Origin of the sequence: Halalkalibacter sp. APA_J-10(15) (assembly GCF_023017105.1) — a bacterium.
Taxonomy (GTDB): Bacteria; Bacillota; Bacilli; order Bacillales; family Bacillaceae_D; genus Halalkalibacter.
Genome location: NZ_JALKEV010000012.1, coordinates 123,906 through 142,927, shown reverse-complemented (window position 1 = coordinate 142,927; position 19,022 = coordinate 123,906). Strand labels below are relative to the sequence as shown.

Sequence of the window (19,022 nt, the reverse complement as noted above, 5' to 3'; positions counted from 1 at the left end):
GCAGCATGAAAGATATAGCAACAACTTCAGTAGTAGAAGTAGAGCAAGGAAGCATTGTCACTCCCAAGGGATTTGCGGCGAATGGCATTCATACAGGAATGAAGCGTAAGCGATTTGACCTTGGAGCGATTGTTTGTTCCGTTCCTGCTTCATCTGCTGCTGTTTATACAACAAATCGAATTCAGGCAGCTCCTCTGAAAGTAACGAAGGAGAGCCTAGCTAAGGAAGGGAAGATCCAGGCACTTGTTGTCAATAGTGGAAATGCCAATGCATGTACGGGAGAAAGAGGGCTTGCTGATGCATATGCAATGAGAAAGCAAGGAGCGAGCCATTTTAATGTAGCTGAGCACCATGTAGCTGTCACGTCTACAGGTGTGATTGGTGAATTTTTGGATATGGATAAGTTATTGACTGGAATTGAGCAGCTACAGCCAGTCCAAACAAATGATGGTGCAGAAGCATTTAATCAAGCGATTTTGACAACTGATACGATTAACAAGAAAGCCTGTTTTAAAACGGTTGTGAATGGTGAGACGATTACCGTAGGCGGAGTGGCGAAAGGGTCTGGAATGATTAATCCACAAATGGCCACGATGCTCTCATTTGTCACGACGGATGCTGTCATTGAATCAGAGGTTCTTCAACAAGCGTTAGCGACGATTACGAACGAAACATTTAATCAAATTACAGTTGATGGAGATACGTCGACCAATGACATGGTTGTTGTGATGGCTTCAGGCTTAGCCGAACATGAACCATTAACTCCTGCTCATCCAGATTGGGAAGGATTCTATGAAGCACTTAAGCTAACGTGTCAGTCACTAGCTAAGCAAATTGCTCGTGATGGAGAAGGAGCGACGAAGCTAATCGAAGTACATGTGAACGGTGCTCTGACGGATGAGGATGCTAGTAAAGTAGCAAAGAAAATTGTCGGTTCGGATCTTGTGAAATCGGCGATTTACGGCACAGACGCAAATTGGGGACGAATTATTTGTGCGATAGGCTATAGTGGCTGTGAAATTGATCCTAATACGATTGATATTGCGATTGGTCCTATTCAAACATTAGAGAAGAGTCAGCCTGTTACGTTTTCGGAGGAAGAGGCGAAGGCTTATATGGAAGAGAATGACACAATCATGATTGAGGTTCATTTGCATGTAGGAGAAGGGAAAGGAAAGGCTTGGGGTTGTGATCTTTCATATGATTATGTGCGAATTAATGCAGGCTATCGAACATAAGCGAATGATCGGAGGAGATGACATAAAAGTGAAAGATATAGTAGTCATAAAATGTGGTGGCAGTACAATTTCTGAGCTATCAGATGCTTTTTTCAAAAGCGTAGTACAAATGAAGAACTCTGGAAAGTATCCAATTGTCGTACACGGTGGCGGTCCGATGATTAATCAATTGCTACAGAAGCTTGAAATAAAGTCTGAGTTTGTTGATGGCTTACGAAAAACAACTGAAGATGTCTTAGAAACGGCAGAGATGGTTCTTTGTGGGAGGGTAAACAAGCAGCTTGTAACGAATATTCAATTAGCAGGGGGGCTGGCAATCGGTCTATCTGGCTGTGACGCTAAGTTAATTGAGGTAAAGCCTATTAACGAAGGAATGCTTGGCTTTGTTGGAGAACCGATTGCTGTTAATACAAGTCTATTAAACTCGTTATTAGAACAGGATATGATTCCGGTTATTGCTCCTATCGGGATCAACAAATTAGGCAAGCATTATAATGTGAATGCTGACAGTGCTGCTGGAGCGATTGCTAAGGCGCTTCAAGCGGATCAACTCGTATTTGTCACCGATGTTGATGGCATTTTGAAAGACGGGGAGTGCTTGCAAACAGTCGTTGCTGAGGAGATTGAAGAGATGGTGATCGATGGAACGATTTATGGCGGGATGATTCCGAAGGTGAATGCAGCACTCGCAACCTTAGCGGATGTCGAATCTGTTATGATTATGAATGGAAAAGATACGACGATTCAAGAGGATGGATCGATTAAAGGTACTGTGATTACGAAATCACACGTACAAACACATGTTTAAAAAGGAGGAATGACAAAATGAGTGCTCTTTTTCCAACATATGCAAAATGGGAAATTCAAGCAAATTCAGGCAATGGTGCAATTTTAAAAGATCAAAATCATAAGGAATATTTGGATTTTATGGCAGGGATTGCTGTTTGTAATTTAGGACACTGTCATCCACGAGTGAATGAGGTTGTTAAGAAGCAATTGGATAAAGTATGGCACGTTTCGAACTTGTTTCATATTGAAGCCCAAGAAAAAGTAGCGCAACTCCTTGTTAACCATAGTGTCGGTGATTATGTCTTTTTTACGAATAGTGGGGCAGAAGCAAATGAAGCTGCAATTAAGCTTGCACGTAAAGCGACTGGTAAGCATCATATTGTTACGTTGAAGCAATCGTTTCATGGTCGCACGCTTGGGACATTAGCAGCTACTGGACAAGAAAAAGTACAAGAAGGCTTTGGTCCATTACTTTCTTCTTTTTCATATGTTGAGTTAAATGATGAAAAAGCTTTGCAACAAGAAGTATCAGATGAAACAGCTGCGATTATGGTTGAAGTGATCCAAGGTGAAGGCGGCGTTCACTTAATGGATGAGTCCTTTAGTGAACAACTTAAAGCGATTTGCCATGAAAAAGGCTGTCTGCTTATTGTTGATGAGGTTCAGACGGGTATAGGACGAACAGGGACGGCTTTTGGCTATGAGCAATGGAATTTATCTCCTGATATTTTCACTCTTGCTAAAGGGTTAGGAAATGGTTTCCCTGTTGGTGCTATGGTCGGCAAAGCTTCATTAAAGAATGCTTTTGGTGCTGGGAGTCATGGCTCAACCTTTGGAGGCAACCCACTTGCTATGGCAGCAGCAGAGGCCGTACTTCAAGAAGTGTTCTTAGAAGAGACGCTTGCTCAAGTGCAGGTTAAAGGCCAGCTGTTGCAGAATGAATTAAAAGATCAGTTAAGTCCTTTAGGAATTGTTAAGGACATTCGTGGTAAAGGCTTAATGATTGGAATTGAATGTAATATTGAAGTGGCTGATATGTTGTATGCTTGTCGGAAGCAAGGGCTACTCGTTTTACCAGCCGGAGCAAAAGTCATTCGTTTACTGCCACCGTTTGTCGTAACGAATGAGCAAATTCGTCAAGCGGTATCAACGTTAGTAGCCGTTTTGAATGAAGCCGATGAAAAACAAAGGGTTAATGTATAGATTGAAATATGGGTGTCACAATGACACCCTGATTTAAAAGTTAAAATGTATAAAAATCAGTACGACAGTATAAGTATTCGTTTGTGGGGTGGAGAAATGAAAGGGTATATTGTATTAGAAAATGGAGCGATATTTGAAGGCACCCTTCAAGGTCAACAAGAAGATGTGCATGCAGAAATAGTATTCTTTACTGGAATGACAGGATATCAAGAGGTAATGACAGATCCTTCCTTCAAGGGACAGATGGTTGTATTTACGTATCCGTTAATTGGGAACTACGGAATCAATGCGAACGATTTTGAAAGTGGTTGTCCACAAGTTGAAGCGGTGATTGTTCGGACGTTGTCAGATGCTGGTTATCATTATGAATCAGAGAAATCATTAACTGAATATTGTCAAGATCATTCTATTCCGTTATTAGCTGATGTTGATACGAGAGCGATTGTGAAACAAATTCGAGAGCATGGAGATATGCGCGCAATTTTGACGACTAAACCAGAGAATGTACAATTTGATGATTATATTTCCTTGGAGCATATGGATGTCATTCCCGATGTGTCGATTAAAGAACATGAAACATATGGAAGTGGAGAGAATCACATTGTCGTTGTCGATTTTGGCTATAAAAAATCCATTGTTAATGCACTTGCCGCACATGGTTGTCGAGTAACAGTGGTCCCTTTTGATACGACATCTGAAGAAATCGATCAGCTCAAACCAGATGGCGTCCTATATTCCAATGGCCCAGGAAATCCAAAGCGTGTACAAGAGCTACTCCCATCGATTAAGCAAGTCGCAAAAACGTATCCAACGATGGGGATTTGTCTTGGACACCAGCTGCTTGCCTTAGCGTTTGGTGCTAATACGGAAAAATTAATATTTGGTCATCGTGGTGCGAATCAGCCTGTTATTGATTTAGAAACGAAGCAAGTATATTTGACTTCACAAAACCATAGTTACGTCGTACAGGAGGATTCGTTAGTCAATACGGGCTTCAAGGCACGTTACATGAACATCAATGATCGCTCGATTGAAGGGCTAAGTCATACCGTTTATCCGATTTTCACAGTACAATTCCATCCAGAAGCACATCCTGGTCCGTCTGATAGTGATCAGCTCTTTCAAGTATTTATCGGAATGCTTCAACATAAAGGGAGAGAGAAAGCTTATGCCTAAATATACACATATTAAAAAAGTACTCGTCATTGGTTCAGGCCCGATTGTCATTGGGCAAGCAGCCGAATTTGATTATGCAGGAACTCAAGCTTGTTTAGCGTTAAAGGAAGAGGGAGTCGAAGTCGTTCTCATCAATAACAATCCAGCAACTGTGATGACAGATGAATCTTGTGCGGATCGTGTTTACTTTGAACCATTAACCGTTGACAGTGTGGAAGCCATTTTACAGAAGGAAAAGCCTGATGGTATCCTAGCAACGTTAGGTGGTCAAACGGGCTTAAACCTTGCAATGGATCTATATGATCATGGTTTGCTAGAAAAATATGATGTTGAGTTACTTGGTACACCGATTGATTCGATTCGAAAAGGCGAAGACCGAGAAGCATTTAGAGCGTTAATGCAAGAGCTAAATGAGCCTGTTCCAGATAGTGATATTGTGACGACTGAGGAGGCGGCTTTAAGCTTTGCAGCGGAAGTTGGTTACCCGATTATCGTTCGACCTGCTTACACATTAGGAGGAGCAGGTGGCGGTATTGCTGATTCAGAGACAGAGCTAAAAAGAATTATTAAAGCAGGCCTATCGCTTAGTCCGATAAGTCAATGCTTAGTCGAAAAGAGTATTGCTGGCTTTAAAGAAATTGAATATGAAGTGATGCGTGATAGTAATGACACGTGTATCACCGTTTGTAATATGGAGAATATTGATCCAGTTGGTGTGCACACGGGGGATTCGATTGTCGTAGCACCTTCGCAAACCTTATCTGATGTGGAATATCAAATGTTACGAACGGTATCGATTAAAATCATCCGTGCACTAGGCATCGTTGGTGGATGTAACATCCAATTCGCGTTGGATCCTAACAGTAAGCAATATTATTTAATTGAGGTCAATCCTCGCGTGAGTCGTTCTTCTGCACTTGCTTCCAAAGCAACAGGCTATCCGATTGCACGTATGGCAGCAAAGGTTAGTATGGGGTATCATTTGCATGAGTTAATTAATCCTGTAACGGGACATACGTATGCGAGCTTTGAGCCAGCTCTTGATTATGTTGTTGTAAAGTTTCCTCGTTGGCCGTTTGATAAGTTTGTTCATGCTGAACGTCAGCTTGGTACACAAATGAAAGCAACAGGCGAAGTCATGGCGATTGAACGTAATTTGGAAGCCGCAATTCAAAAGGCAGTCCGTTCATTGGAGTTGAAGGTAGAAGGTCTACATGTTCCAATTCTTCAACAAAAATCGACGGAGGCGCTATGGGAGCTAGCTAAGCAGCCTGATGATCGCCGATTTTTTGTGTTATTGGAACTATTAAGACGAGGAGTTAGTAGTGAACAGCTGCATACAGAAACGAAAATTAATTTATTTTTTCTCCATGCATTTGCACGTCTCGTCTCGATTGAGGATGAAATTAAGGCGACATCCTTTACTAAATTAGATCCAAGCTTCCTAAAGAAGATAAAAGAATTAGGTTTTGCTGATCAATGGCTAGCCAATGTTTGGGGTATTAAGGAAAAGGACATTCGTTCGAAACGTAAAGAGCTTTCACTATCGCCTTCCTATAAGATGGTTGATACGTGTGCAGGGGAGTTTTTAGCTTCAACGGCTTACTTCTATTCGAGCTGGCAAGGTGAATCAGATGTACAGCCTGCTTCTGATAAGAAAAAAATACTCTTGCTTGGTTCTGGTCCAATCCGGATTGGGCAAGGAATTGAATTTGATTATTGTTCGGTGCAAGGGATTCAAAGCTTACATCAGCTAGGTTACGAAGCGATTATGATGAACAATAATCCTGAGACGGTGAGTACTGACTATGCAACAGCTGACCGATTATATTTTGAACCACTAACAGTAGAGGATGTCCTGCACGTTGTTGAGCTTGAACAAGTAGAAGGGGTTATTGTCCAGCTTGGTGGTCAAACGGCTATTTCATTAGTGGAAGGGCTTGAGGAAGCGGGTGTGAAGCTGTATGGGACGAACCAAGATACGATTGATCAGCTTGAGGATCGTGGACGCTTCTACTCATTTATGCAGTCAGTAGACGTTCCCCATATCCCTGGTGTTACTGCGTATGAAGAGAAGGATGCATTAAATAAGGCAAATGACATTGGCTATCCTGTTTTAATCCGTCCATCTTACGTCATTGGTGGGCAAGGAATGATGTTATTTGAATCGGAAACGGAATTTGTTGAGTATTTAGAAGATGCAGACCAAACGATCTCCTTTCCATTATTAATCGATGCGTATTATCCAGGAATAGAGTTAGAAATCGATGCCTTAACAGATGGGAAAGATATTACGATTGCAGGTATGTTTGAGCATGTCGAACGTGCAGGTGTTCATTCAGGTGATAGTATGGCTGTTGTCCCTCCATTTAGTTTGAAAGAAAATGTGAAGGAGCTTGTTTATTCTTATACGAAGAAGATTGCTCAAGGCATGAATTTTACCGGGATCTTTAATATTCAATTTGTGCTATATGAAGGAAGCCTATATGTTATTGAAATTAATCCACGTGCATCACGGACAATTCCAATCTTAAGTAAAATCTCGAATGAACCATTTATTAAGCATACGATTCGCTTGTTATTAGGTGAAAGCTTGCAATCATTGAGCTTGCAAGATGGTCAGGTGTTTGAGCCAAACTTCTATACGGTAAAAGCACCGGTCTTTTCCTATCAAAAGCTTGCTGGTCTCGACCCGTTACTCGAAGCTGAAATGAAATCGACAGGCGAATTAATGAGCATGAGTGATCGTTTAGATGAAGCATTTTTAAAAGCATTCGTATGGTCACAAGCAAAGCCTAAATTCTTTACGCAAAAGGGTTCTATTTTTGTTGATGTAGAGGTGGAGCATGAAGAAGCATTTGCACCGTATCAAACGGAGTTGGAGCAGTTAGGCTTTACAATTACATCCGAGTCATTTACTGAATGGGTACAAAGAGAGGATGCTATTGCGTTAATTAGTTTACCGAAGCTTGGAACGAAGGATGGAAAGCAAAAGCGTCAAGAAGCGTTAAAGCAACGTTGTGCCGTTGTTTCTGAATTAACAACTCTAGAGTGGATGATTAAAGCGATGGCTGTTCAGAAACAACAATATTATGCGATTCAGGATTGGTGGGTTAAAGAAAAAGACCTGATTTCTTAAGGAGTGATTTTCGTGGCAAATGTCGATTTATCATTATTAAGTGGAAAAAGTTTTTTAACATTACTTGATTTTTCACCGTTAGAAATTGATCAGCTGCTTCAGCATTCATTAATGCTGAAGCAAGAAACAAAGGATGGAAAGCAATCAGATTTGCTAAAAGGAAAGTCATTAGGAATGATTTTTGAAAATGCTTCGACAAGAACGCGCGTTTCATTTGAAGTTGGAATGACTCAATTAGGTGGACATGCTTTATTTTTAAGTCCACGTGATATGCAAATCGGTCGAGGTGAGCCTATTAAGGACACGGCTAATGTTCTTTCACGTTATGTCGATGCGATTATGATTCGTACGAATTCCCATGAACTTGTTGAGGAGCTAGCTGAGCATGCGTCCGTTCCTGTAATTAATGCATTAACGGATGGTTATCATCCGTGTCAGGCAATGGCAGATGCATTGACAATCTTAGAGTATAAAGGGAAATTAAAAGGGTTAAAGCTTACGTATATTGGCGATGGCAATAATGTTGCTCATTCATTGCTTGCAGTTGGGGCGAAGGTTGGGATGGACGTGTCGATTGCTACTCCAGAAGGCTATGAGGTTGATCAAGCAATTTTTGCGAAGGCGCAAGAAGCGGCACAAGAAACGGGTGCCACTCTGACACAAACTCATGATCCGAAAGAAGCTGTGCGTGATGCTGATGCTATTTATACAGACGTATGGGCAAGTATGGGATATGAAGCAGAACAGGATGAGCGAACGAACAAATTTTTAGCTTATCAAGTAGATGAATCATTAGCAGAATTAGCAAAAGATGATTATGTCTTTCTGCATTGTTTACCTGCGCATCGTGGGGAAGAGGTTTCAGAAGGTGTAATCGATGGACCTCATTCAGCTATTTATGATCAAGCTGAAAATCGTCTTCATGCTCAGAAGTCCATTCTCGTAGCTTTAATGACCCATTCATGATTCACTCTTCACTTGGCAATACTACCAAGTGAAGGAGGGATATGATTATGGGACAAAATAAGCAATTTGAGCCTGGTCAAAAAGCGCCAAACAATGGTATCTATGTCGAGATTGGTGAAACGGGTAGTATGGTTCAAGATCCAAAGTCATTGAAAATGGAAGCAGGTGACGTATTTCCTGATACTTCAAACCATGACCGGAAATGGGCACCAAAAAGTAAAAGGAGATCAGGAAATTAAATGAAACTGCTAGTAGTTAAAGCCTTAAAGGTTCTTAAACCTTTGAGGCTTTTTTTCTTTGGAAATATTCAAGTTTCACTCATAGTAATTTTTCAGAAAACGGCTCACATTGATGAAAGGTTACCGAAAACTGTTCAAAACAAACTTTTTCAGTGCCCTTGGTGACACGCCCCTTCCGTTTTCATGATTCTTTGCATATGGTAGTAACGATAGAAGGAGAACAATGAAGATAGGAGTAGCTTAGTGATGAGGGATGCACGTTATCAACAAATAGCTCAAAAGTGGGGTGTGACCTACCTTCCTGAAAGACCTAATGGATTTGCTGTCTTTCTTTTAGGTGATAACGGTATAATCACGAGAGAAGACGACAGTGACTGGGAGATTCACCCTGAAAAGTCTTTATTTCTAACAGGATTACTTCAACGTGGCTATACCGTTGTTGTACCCCCACTCCATCCATCACATTGGGGCAGTGAAGAGGATTTTAGAATAGTGCTTCACATGTATCATCAGGTGTTAAAGCAGGAAATTTTAAATAGCCGAATTCATTTATTGGCAGAAGGAACAGGTGCTTTATTAGCATTAAGGTGGATAGCTGAGGAGAAGGAATGGCTACGATCCTGTTACCTTATTAATCCATGTTTAGATTTACAAGCCTTTTACCGACAAGAACAAGAGAATAAATGGTTTTTTAAGCGATTGGAAAAGGAATTAGCTGAAGTATATCAGGAAGATAAAAGACGAATAACAAATGACTGGATTAAATTGATTGCACCTTCATATACATTTGACGATGTCCCTCCATTATCCATTCATTGTGATATAAATGAAAAACGCTTTCCTCTTCATATTCATAGTCGACCATTTTTACAGAAGCTAGCTGAATTAAATACGTATGTCAATCTTCGAATTCATGGTAATGAGCAATCATTTTATCGAACAGCACAAGCAGCGTATCCTTTCTTTAAAAAGTATGAAGTAAAGCTTTAAATCTATTTAAATGATTGGCAATAAAACGCCATTCAATATTCCTATAATATTTGGTCGTTATGAACATAAAGTGAAGTTATGGAGGAGGTTACAATGGGTAGAGCACTTGTCACTGGCGGATTAGGTTTTATCGGTTTTCATTTGTGTGAACGATTGTTAAACGAAGGATATGAAGTGATTCTAGTCGATTCAATGAGAGATGATATAGATGTTGAGAAAGAAGAGAAATGGATGAGAATTGGACGGAATGCATCTTTAACCTTTCATAATGAGATGATCGAGAACATGGATTTGAAAAAGATGATGAAAAAAGTTGATATTGTTTTTCACTTAGCTGCTTTAACGCATGCAGATAGTAAGTGGCCAAGATTAACAGAAGTAATTGAAAAAAACGTAACAGTAACGGAACGACTGATTCATGCAAGCACAAGTGAAACAAGATTTGTTTACGCTTCGACTGTTGAAGTATACGGTGAACGTCCGGGAAAAATTACAGAGAAAACATCAACTAATCCTACTTCACCTTACGGCATTACGAAATTAGCAAGTGAGAGATTAATTATGAGGGAATGTAAAAAAAAGGGGATTCCTTATTATATATTTCGGTTACCAACCGTATACGGTCCGTGGCAACGGAGTGATATGATGTTTCAACAGTTACTGCTAGGTAATGAAAATGCCAATGTTGATCGTTCGACGGCAGATTTGTTATATGTAGAGGATTGTGTAGACGGACTTCTTCTAGCAGCTACAACAAAAAAACATAATGAAGTGTATCACTTATCCACAGGTAGAATAGGTGAATGGTTTTCTGGGCTTACGCTTATTAATAAGGATCATCCTAAGCTAGCTCACAAGCGACCAACTGTTCATGTAAGTAATCATAAAGCTACAGATGATTTAGGCTACCAAGTGAAAACATCTTTACAAGAAGGTATTGCGAAACAAAAGCAACATGTGGAACAATGGCAGAGACAGGTTTCAAGAAATGAAGGGGATGGAATAGAGGAATGAAGGCTTTTATCGGAATTATTATATTTGCTGTTGTGACAATGACAAGCTTTTATGTATTATCGACATTGGTCCGATTGCACGAGGGAGCTAGTGTTATCATCGCACTGATCGTTGGTTTTGCTGTTGAAGTGTTCGTACGTAGGAAATGGCGTTGACGATTAAGAGACTGTGACATAAGTGTTTTAGTCGAATCTCCAGCTCTAATCGCTACTTCGGACATACATCTTACTTTCTACGGGCGGATTGTCTGAAAGTACTTTTCTTTCAGACAATCTTAACTTGTAATCAATCCGCAGATAACATATATTAGAAAATGAGTTATTGTTCGGTTTGTGTATAAGAGTTTTCGTGGAACGTAATGTCCGGATATTTATCGGCTGCTGTTCGCATTTGGAACTCATTTTCAAAAAGGGCGACAATGTGTTGATCACGATCTGTCACTAAATTACGCTGTGTCTTTTTGAACGCTAATAATGCATTTTCATCTCCAGTTACCCAACGAGCAAGTGTAAATGGAAGACGATCGAGTTGAATATCTACTTTGTATTCGTGTTTTAGGCGATATTCTAGCACCTCAAATTGGAGAACACCTACTACGCCAACAATTTGCTGTTCAGCAAATCGGTTATACGTTTTAAAAAGCTGGATCGCTCCTTCCTCTGTTAATTGATGAATCCCTTTTTCGAAGGATTTATGCTTAAGTGCTTCTTTTACTGTAATGACACTAAAAAACTCTGGTGAAAAGTGCGGCATTTCAGCAAATTCGAATGTGCTGTTTTGCACAAGTGTGTCACCAATTCGCAATGTTCCTGGGTCAAATAGCCCGATAATATCACCAGGGTACGCCTTATCGATTATGTTACGGCTTTGTGCTAAAAACTGTGTTGGTTGTGTCAATTTCATTTGTTTGCCTAATCGTACGTGGTTAACAGGCATTCCTCTTTCGAACATTCCAGATGTAATACGGAGAAAGGCAACTCGGTCACGGTGAGCTGGGTTCATATTCGCTTGGATTTTAAAAATGAAACCAGAAAAATCTTCATTTGTTAATGGATCAATTTCACCTGTTGAACTCTTTCGTGGTGAAGGTGAAGGTGAGAGCGTTAAGAAATGCTCTAAAAAGGTTTGAACACCGAAGCTAGAAATCGCACTTCCGAAAAAAATAGGCGTCAGCTCACCTGATTTAATAAGATTCAAATCGTAGGGATCTCCAGCCACATCTAACAATTCTAACTCTTCACGAAATTGCGAAACAAGGGCTTCATCATTAATCGCTTCATCTAACTTAGGGTCATCTGGACCTGATAGTTGAATAATATCAATGTCTTTTGGGTTGTCAGGGTTGTATAATTCAAGCTTTTGGTTTATTCGGTCATAAACCCCTGTAAAGGATTGTCCCATTCCAATTGGCCAACCCATTGGATAGGATCTGATTCCGAGAAGTTCTTCCAATTCCTCCATTAATTCAAATGGATCACGTCCTTGACGGTCAAGTTTGTTCATAAAAGTGAATATAGGGATTCCACGCATTTTACATACTTTAAACAATTTTTTTGTTTGTGCCTCTACCCCTTTAGCCGCATCAATTAACATCGTAGCTGAGTCAGCGGCTGTTAATGTACGATACGTATCTTCACTAAAGTCCTCATGACCAGGTGTATCTAAAATATTAATGTGATAGCCATTATATTTGAATTCTAACACGGAACTTGTGACGGAAATCCCTCTTTGTTTTTCGATCTCCATCCAATCACTTACAGCATGCTTTGTATTTTTCTTTCCTTTTACAGTTCCTGCTTCACGAATTGCTCCACCAAACAACAAAAGCTTCTCAGTTAAAGTCGTTTTCCCGGCATCCGGATGGGAGATGATCGCAAATGTGCGTCGTGACTGGACCGCATCAATATAACTCATTTTGACATTCCTCAATTCTCTCTACTATTTTGTGCATAATCATTATACCAGTGAAGAAGGAAAATTTCATAATACTAAATTAAAATGCTGAGCTAATGTTGAAAAATGACGAACAATGTATAAATTTTTTGTAATTCTATGTTACTATGTAGTATGTATAAGACTGTAAGAGGTGTAGACTGTTTCATTAAGAGTGACATATACCGATATTACAGACATGTTACATTTTGTTTAAGTAGTTCAACATTAAAGGAAAAAGGCATATACGTAACGAATAGCTAAGAAGGATTCGTCCACAGCAGCATTTCGAGTTTGGGAAAAATGATACCTTTTTAGAAAGTTTAGGGAGTGTCAACAAGATGAACAACCGTTTTTATCTATTTATTTTAACTTTTTTTGTTTGCTTTCTTTTAGGATGTTCACAGACAGACGAAACATCCGCATCATCTTCAAAGATCGGTTTGTTGTTAGAAAATACGATTGATGACCAAGGTTGGAATAGTAAAGGTTACCAAGGACTTTTGAATATTCATTCGAAGTTCGAAGTAGACGTGGTGTTTAAGGAAAATATTGATTCGGAAGCAAAAGTGGAACGAGCTGTGGAGGAGTTTGCTTCTGAAGGAGTTACACTCGTGTTTGGTCATGGACACTTTTATGCAGAACCGTTTACTGAATTAGGTAAACAATACGAGGACTTGCATTTTGTTAGCTTTAATGGGTCTGTTGAAGGGAATAATGTAACCAGTCTTCATTTTGATGGGTATGCGATGGGTTTTTTTGCGGGCTTAATTGCAGCAAAAATGTCTGAAACTCACCAAGTGGGAGTTATTGCAGCATTTCCTTGGCAATCTGAAGTAGAAGGGTTTTATGAAGGAGCAACACTTGATGAAATGACAACCGTAAGAATTGACTATGTTGAAGATTGGGCAAATGAAGAGAAAGCGCTTGACTTCTTTAATGACATGGTAGCTAGTGGGGTGGATGTTTTTTATCCGACAGGTGATGGCTTTCATGTTAGAGTAGTCGAGGAAACGAAAAGAGAAGGACTCTATGTTATTGGATATGTTAGTGATCAATTAGACCTTGGAGGTACGACTGTCTTAACAAGTACGATTCAAAAGGTAGACGGCTTATATGAGTTAATAGCAAACCAATATCAGAAAGGCGAATTGGTTGGTGGGAACTTAATGTATGACTTTGGTGATGGTGTTATTTCTCTTGGACCATTTGGATCTGAGGTGCCAGAAGATGTGCAAATAAAAATGGAGGATGCTGTTAATCACTTTATTGAAACAGGTGAGTTACCGACTAGTTGGATTTTCTAGATAATGTGATACGTAGAGTACGGTGGGAGTGTCTCATTTTTACGTTAGATTAGGAAATTTTGCGGTTTAATGAGGACAGTTTTCTTGCTTTCGTGATTATGTCATAGTATCGTTATGAAGGAAGAAGAGGACAAGAGGTGGATAACATGCAGGAACAGAATATGAAGTTTATGCAAATTGCGATGAAATATTTACCTGAAGGAAAACAAATGTTAGATGAAAAAGGTATCGAATTCAATATGGAAGATTTACAGCCTATGCTTGAGTTGCTTTTAAATGTGATGAATGAAGCCTATGAATTAGGAAAACAAGAAGCTGTTCAAACGGATGAATAGCTGGCAATTCCGGTGACCTTTAAGCAATGTATGAAATCATTTCCTATTTTGAATAGCTTGATACGAGTGGGTTTCTTTTATCAGGCGAGCAACGAGTGATGCCACTGCTTGCCAAATCAAAGGTACTGAAAAGTTGAATTGTACTTTTTCAGTGTTTTTGAATGGATATAGGGGGCTTACCATCTTTATTTGAAACATTAAATTAGTTTTGGAGGTATTTCAAAAGGGTTCCTTTTGGTACCTCTCTTGTTTTTTGTAGAATCAGAATGTCAAAGATAAGTAAAAAAATCTTTAGAAGCTAATCAATGAGGAAGTAGGAAAACTCAAAGAGGAGCGTCGGCTCGTTTGTTACACTTTGATCTGAAAGGAAATCACCTTCAGACAATTAAACCCCTTGTAACGACTACGCATGACGCAATTAAGAAAAGACCGCTGCACGGTTTTTCTTAACAGATTTAATTGTGTGAGGAGTGGGTGTGTTGACACAAGAATCATCGAAGCTACAAGCATTTGCAATGGAAATGAAAAAGGGCTTTGAACTGTTACAAGAAGGTAAATTTGAAGATGCGTTAAGAGCTCTTAAACCATTTATTGAGTTGATGAGGCAGGGTGGTGCTCCTCATATACGTTTATTTGTTTCATATGGAATCGCTCAATTTCGAACAGGAGACATGGAAGGATTCCTTGAGACATATGGAGCTGTTAAAGAAATGAAAACCAAAAATGATGAAGAAGAACGATTAAAAAGTAATTTGGATCAATTGTTTGAGACATTAATGTACGAGCTAGAGAAAGAACAAGAACATCCATAATGGATAAGCTCCATTTTGAATATATTCTCATAGAATGATACTAACCTATGGGAAGGAGTTGCTTCACATGTATCGTCACGCTCATTTGCAAGGGTTTCGCAATCAACCGGGGCATTATCACGGCCAAGATCAACGATTCCCATTCTTGCCTTTTCTAGCAGGATTAGCAGTAGGACCTGTTTTGTTTGGTGGCTTTGGGCGACCTAATGTTTATGCACCAAGCTATGGCCCACAGTTCGGCCCACAATTCGGCCCTAATCTGGGACCACAATATGGTCCGTCATACGGACCCAATTTCGGCCCATCGTATGGTTATCAACCAAAACCTCATTATGTATGGTGATAATTGAAAATCTAGATGACGAATGGACTCAAAGTATTATACTACTTATGAGTCCATTTTTTGGCTGGTGAGACCTCGGATGATCGAAAAAAGTTATTTCTCCTTTTTTGTCTCGTCCTTAGCACCATTATTTCTTTTTGATAACCAATCTTGTACAACCGAAAATAATGGTGCAAGTGATTGGGCAAGTGTAAATATTGCATCTAATTGGTTTGGGGAAGGTTGATAATTCGCCTCCTGTTGTGTTTCCTGTTTGTCTATATTTTCTGTTTCTTCGGGTTCAATTCGTTCTTCATCAGTTGTTTGTTGTTGAGATCGTCCGAACATTAAATCAGAAAAGAAATCGCGTTCCGGTGGTTGTTGATCTGCCATTGGAATACCTCCTTTTTAAGGATAAATAATAACGTTAAATAACCCTTTTAGGTGAGTAGTGGCTCACGTTATATTTTTGTGAAAGGATTTAACGAGTTTTGAAATACTTGTCAGAAATACCCTTCATAAGATTAATTATGTGCTCTTATAAGTTAGTTTATGGTAGAGTAGGCTTCTTGTGTTACGGACGGTAGCCTAAATATCGGTTGAACCTAGACAGATAGAAAGAGTTGCGTTAAAATTAGCAGCAGGTACTAATAGGAACCCTAAAGAGGGAGCTCCGTTGAAGGGGGAATAATTATGACGAAGGCAGGCATTATCGGAATTGGAAGCTACATTCCTGAACATGTGGTAACTAATTTAGATTTAGAGAAAAAAATAGATACGAACGATGAATGGATTCGAACAAGAACAGGGATTGAAGAACGTCGATTTGCATCAGCAGGGGTCGATAGTTCACATATGGCCTTAGCAGCAGCAAAGGAAGCATTAGAGCATGCTGAAATCGCTGCAGAGGATCTAGACTTAATTCTAGTGGCAACTGTTACTCCTGATATGCCGTTTCCAACTGTATCAACGTTAATCCAACATGAACTAGGTGCAAAGAAAGCTGCAGCGATGGACGTAAGTGCCGCATGTGCTGGATTTATTTATGGATTAGTAACTGCCCAGCAATTCATTGAAACAGGTGTATACAAAAATATTCTAGTGGTCGGTGTAGAGAAGCTTTCTAAGATTACTGATTTTAATGATCGAAATACAGCTGTCTTGTTTGGTGATGGAGCTGGAGCAGCAGTAATGGGTCCCGTTTCAGCTGATAAGGGTATACTATCGTTTGAATTAGGAGCAGATGGTGGAGGTTCGATGCACATTCATCAAAAGGATAAATATTTAGAAATGAATGGTCGTGAGGTGTTTAAATTTGCCGTTCGTCAAATGGGAGAATCATCTGTACATGTGCTTGAAAAAGCGGGTTTGACAAAAGAGGATTGTGATTTCCTCATTCCACATCAAGCGAATATTCGTATCATGGAGGCTGCACGTGAACGGTTAGGCTTAGATAAGGAAAAAATGGCTTTAACGGTTCAAAAATATGGCAACACTTCATCAGCATCTATTCCGATGGCGCTTGTTGATGAATGGAAGGCTGGAAAGATTAAAGATGGAGATGTTATTGTATTAGTAGGTTTTGGTGCTGGATTAACATGGGGGGCTGTAGCTTTAAGGTGGGGGAAATAACAAGATAATAGTAAAAGGGTAAAGGAGAGATAATAATGGATAAGCATCGAGTAGTCATAACAGGAATGGGAACTGTAAATCCGTTAGGGTTAAATGTTGATGAAACGTGGAAACATGCAATAGCAGGTAAATCTGGAATTGGGCCGCTATCCCGTGTGGATGCAGATCAATTCCCGATCCATGTGTCAGCTGAAGTACATGAATTCGATCCTAGTGCATTTATGGATAGGAAAGAAGCACGTAAAATGGACCGTTTTACACAATTTGCAGTCGCATCATCATTAATGGCGTTAAAGGATGCAGATTTGACGATTACAGAAGACATTGCACCTCGAGTAGGGGTTTGGATCGGCTCCGGAATAGGTGGAATGGAAACATATGAAAAGAATTTCCACCAATTTCTTGATAAAGGCTATCGTCGTGTAAGTCCGTTCTTCGTACCGATGATGATTCCAGATATGGCTTCAGGACAAGTGTCAATTATGACAGGGGCAAAAGGCATTAATTCATGTACGGTTACAGCATGTGCATCTGGAACGAATTCAATAGGAGATGCATTTAAAGTGATTCAACGTGGTGATGCAGATATTATGATTACAGGAGGCTCTGAGGCTCCAATTACGAATATGGCTGTTGCCGGCTTTTGTGCAGCAAAGGCCGTTTCAACAAATGAGGATCCTGCAACGGCTTCGCGTCCCTTTGATCAGAACCGTGACGGCTTCGTTATGGGTGAAGGCGCTGGTATCGTGATTCTAGAAAGCTTAGATTCTGCGAAAAAACGTGGTGCGCATATTTATGCAGAAATTTCAGGCTATAGTGCAACGGGCGATGCTCATCACGTGACAGCTCCAGCTCCAGAAGGTGAGGGAGGGTCTCGTGCAATGAAACAAGCGATTGAAGATGCAGGGTTAAAGCCTTCAGATATCGATTATTTAAATGCACATGGTACAAGTACACCGTATAATGATAAATTCGAAACGATGGCGGCTAAGACGGTGTTTGGTGAACATGCTTACAAATTGGCGATTAGCTCAACTAAGTCGATGACGGGGCATTTACTAGGTGCTGCTGGAGCAGTAGAGGCGATTCTATGTGTTAAAGCCATTCAAGATGGCATCTTACCTCCGACGATTAATTATGAAACGCCTGATCCAGAGTGTGATTTAGACTACGTTCCCAATGAAGCGCGTCAGCAGAAAGTACGTGCTGTTATGAGCAACTCATTAGGTTTTGGTGGTCATAATGCGACGCTAGTATTTAAACAGTACGAAGGTTAATAGAAGAAAAGCGTGACCGAGGGTACTAAAAAGTTTAAGGTTTAACTTTTTTGGTGCCCTTTCAGTAATGTGTGAATCCGTTGTCTGTTTTCTGTTTTGAAAACTTATAGGAGGCTTCCATGTATAAGGCTAGCAGTGAGTGAAGCCATTGCTAGTCAAATCAAAGGTGCTGAAAACGTTGATTTGTCCTTTTTCAGTGGCTTCGCGTGACCGTCTTTCTTTGAATCGTTATTCAAATTGTTTTATTTTGTAGAAGAGGCTGGGACATAACTAGCTTCCAATAATGAGAAAGGTGAATTTGAGCACGCTTGAATTCACCTTTCTCTAGTTTGCGTTCAATGAAATCCATCAACTGCTTGCGGACTTGTTTCGGGTATTTCCGCTCACTCCTTCACTCTTTTCGATCAGCCACTTCAATTTTTGGTCATATTCGGAAATGACATCACCTACTTTTTGAACCATCTGGGCAACGCCTGATGAGGAATACTTTCAATTACATAGTGCATGTAAAAGGCGAAATCGTTCGTTTATCATTTTACTTCTAAATCTAACGGCAAAACTAACTGATTCATGTTATCATTCTTAAACATAAGGACACTTCCTTCTGATTGGATTTGGTGCGGTAAATTAATTTTATGAGAAGTTGTCCTT

At 39.9% G+C, this 19,022-nt stretch carries 18 protein-coding genes; 16 read left to right on the top strand and 2 right to left on the bottom strand.

Going from position 1 to position 19,022, the window contains the following annotated elements:
* The first annotated feature begins 5 nt into the window (after positions 1-5).
* The 10 genes from argJ (at position 6) to MW695_RS15005 (ending at position 10,909) form a co-directional block, all read left to right on the top strand.
* On the top strand, positions 6-1,238 hold the full coding sequence (gene argJ, locus MW695_RS15050) for a bifunctional glutamate N-acetyltransferase/amino-acid acetyltransferase ArgJ (protein WP_247106149.1): 1,233 nt from the start codon (positions 6-8) through the stop codon (positions 1,236-1,238).
* Complete coding sequence (gene argB / locus MW695_RS15045; protein ID WP_247106148.1) at positions 1,219-2,046, top strand: acetylglutamate kinase; 828 nt, start codon at positions 1,219-1,221, stop codon at positions 2,044-2,046. The genes argJ and argB overlap by 20 nt, the downstream gene beginning before the upstream one ends.
* 17 nt (positions 2,047-2,063) lie before the next feature.
* The gene (locus MW695_RS15040) at positions 2,064-3,230 is read left to right on the top strand and encodes an acetylornithine transaminase (protein ID WP_247106147.1); all 1,167 of its coding nucleotides are present in this window, start codon (positions 2,064-2,066) and stop codon (positions 3,228-3,230) included.
* A gap of 96 nt (positions 3,231-3,326) precedes the next feature.
* Positions 3,327-4,406 (top strand): carbamoyl phosphate synthase small subunit, encoded by a 1,080-nt coding sequence (locus MW695_RS15035; RefSeq protein ID WP_247106182.1) that lies wholly within the window; start codon positions 3,327-3,329, stop codon positions 4,404-4,406.
* Positions 4,399-7,545 carry a carbamoyl-phosphate synthase (glutamine-hydrolyzing) large subunit gene (locus MW695_RS15030; RefSeq protein WP_247106146.1) on the top strand — a complete coding sequence of 1,049 codons (3,147 nt, stop codon included), beginning with the start codon at positions 4,399-4,401 and terminating at the stop codon, positions 7,543-7,545. Before MW695_RS15035 ends, MW695_RS15030 begins: the two co-directional genes overlap by 8 nt.
* Before the next feature lie 12 nt (positions 7,546-7,557).
* On the top strand, positions 7,558-8,511 hold the full coding sequence (gene argF / locus MW695_RS15025) for an ornithine carbamoyltransferase (RefSeq protein WP_247106145.1): 954 nt from the start codon (positions 7,558-7,560) through the stop codon (positions 8,509-8,511).
* A 47-nt stretch (positions 8,512-8,558) separates the two neighbouring features.
* Positions 8,559-8,750, top strand: a complete 192-nt coding sequence (locus MW695_RS15020; protein WP_247106144.1) for a YjzC family protein — start codon at positions 8,559-8,561, stop codon at positions 8,748-8,750.
* Between the two features lie 243 nt (positions 8,751-8,993).
* Positions 8,994-9,740: an alpha/beta hydrolase gene (locus tag MW695_RS15015; protein ID WP_247106143.1), complete on the top strand. Its 747-nt coding sequence runs from the start codon at positions 8,994-8,996 to the stop codon at positions 9,738-9,740.
* A gap of 93 nt (positions 9,741-9,833) precedes the next feature.
* The gene (locus MW695_RS15010; protein ID WP_247106142.1) at positions 9,834-10,754 is read left to right on the top strand and encodes an NAD-dependent epimerase/dehydratase family protein; all 921 of its coding nucleotides are present in this window, start codon (positions 9,834-9,836) and stop codon (positions 10,752-10,754) included.
* The gene (locus MW695_RS15005; RefSeq protein WP_247106141.1) at positions 10,751-10,909 is read left to right on the top strand and encodes a hypothetical protein; all 159 of its coding nucleotides are present in this window, start codon (positions 10,751-10,753) and stop codon (positions 10,907-10,909) included. Before MW695_RS15010 ends, MW695_RS15005 begins: the two co-directional genes overlap by 4 nt.
* 163 nt (positions 10,910-11,072) lie before the next feature.
* Here MW695_RS15005 and MW695_RS15000 read toward each other — a convergent pair whose 3' ends face one another.
* Positions 11,073-12,668 (bottom strand): peptide chain release factor 3, encoded by a 1,596-nt coding sequence (locus tag MW695_RS15000; RefSeq protein WP_247106140.1) that lies wholly within the window; start codon positions 12,666-12,668, stop codon positions 11,073-11,075.
* 359 nt (positions 12,669-13,027) lie between these two features.
* Here MW695_RS15000 and MW695_RS14995 point away from each other — a divergent pair, with 359 nt between their 5' ends.
* From MW695_RS14995 to MW695_RS14980, 4 genes are all read left to right on the top strand, one after another.
* The gene (locus MW695_RS14995) at positions 13,028-13,993 is read left to right on the top strand and encodes a BMP family ABC transporter substrate-binding protein (RefSeq protein WP_247106139.1); all 966 of its coding nucleotides are present in this window, start codon (positions 13,028-13,030) and stop codon (positions 13,991-13,993) included.
* A 146-nt stretch (positions 13,994-14,139) separates the two neighbouring features.
* Entirely contained in the window at positions 14,140-14,328 is a 189-nt protein-coding gene (locus MW695_RS14990; RefSeq protein WP_247106181.1) for a ComZ family protein, read from the top strand.
* A gap of 479 nt (positions 14,329-14,807) precedes the next feature.
* The gene (locus tag MW695_RS14985; RefSeq protein WP_247106138.1) at positions 14,808-15,140 is read left to right on the top strand and encodes a hypothetical protein; all 333 of its coding nucleotides are present in this window, start codon (positions 14,808-14,810) and stop codon (positions 15,138-15,140) included.
* A gap of 67 nt (positions 15,141-15,207) precedes the next feature.
* Positions 15,208-15,483 (top strand): penicillin-binding protein, encoded by a 276-nt coding sequence (locus MW695_RS14980; protein WP_247106137.1) that lies wholly within the window; start codon positions 15,208-15,210, stop codon positions 15,481-15,483.
* 93 nt (positions 15,484-15,576) lie between these two features.
* Here the strand turns inward: MW695_RS14980 and MW695_RS14975 are convergent, their stop codons facing one another.
* The gene (locus MW695_RS14975) at positions 15,577-15,855 is read right to left on the bottom strand and encodes a hypothetical protein (protein WP_247106136.1); all 279 of its coding nucleotides are present in this window, start codon (positions 15,853-15,855) and stop codon (positions 15,577-15,579) included.
* 300 nt (positions 15,856-16,155) lie between these two features.
* Here MW695_RS14975 and MW695_RS14970 point away from each other — a divergent pair, with 300 nt between their 5' ends.
* The gene (locus tag MW695_RS14970) at positions 16,156-17,094 is read left to right on the top strand and encodes a beta-ketoacyl-ACP synthase III (RefSeq protein ID WP_247106135.1); all 939 of its coding nucleotides are present in this window, start codon (positions 16,156-16,158) and stop codon (positions 17,092-17,094) included.
* A 35-nt stretch (positions 17,095-17,129) separates the two neighbouring features.
* The gene (fabF, locus tag MW695_RS14965) at positions 17,130-18,371 is read left to right on the top strand and encodes a beta-ketoacyl-ACP synthase II (RefSeq protein WP_247106134.1); all 1,242 of its coding nucleotides are present in this window, start codon (positions 17,130-17,132) and stop codon (positions 18,369-18,371) included.
* The last annotated feature ends 651 nt before the right edge of the window (positions 18,372-19,022 follow it).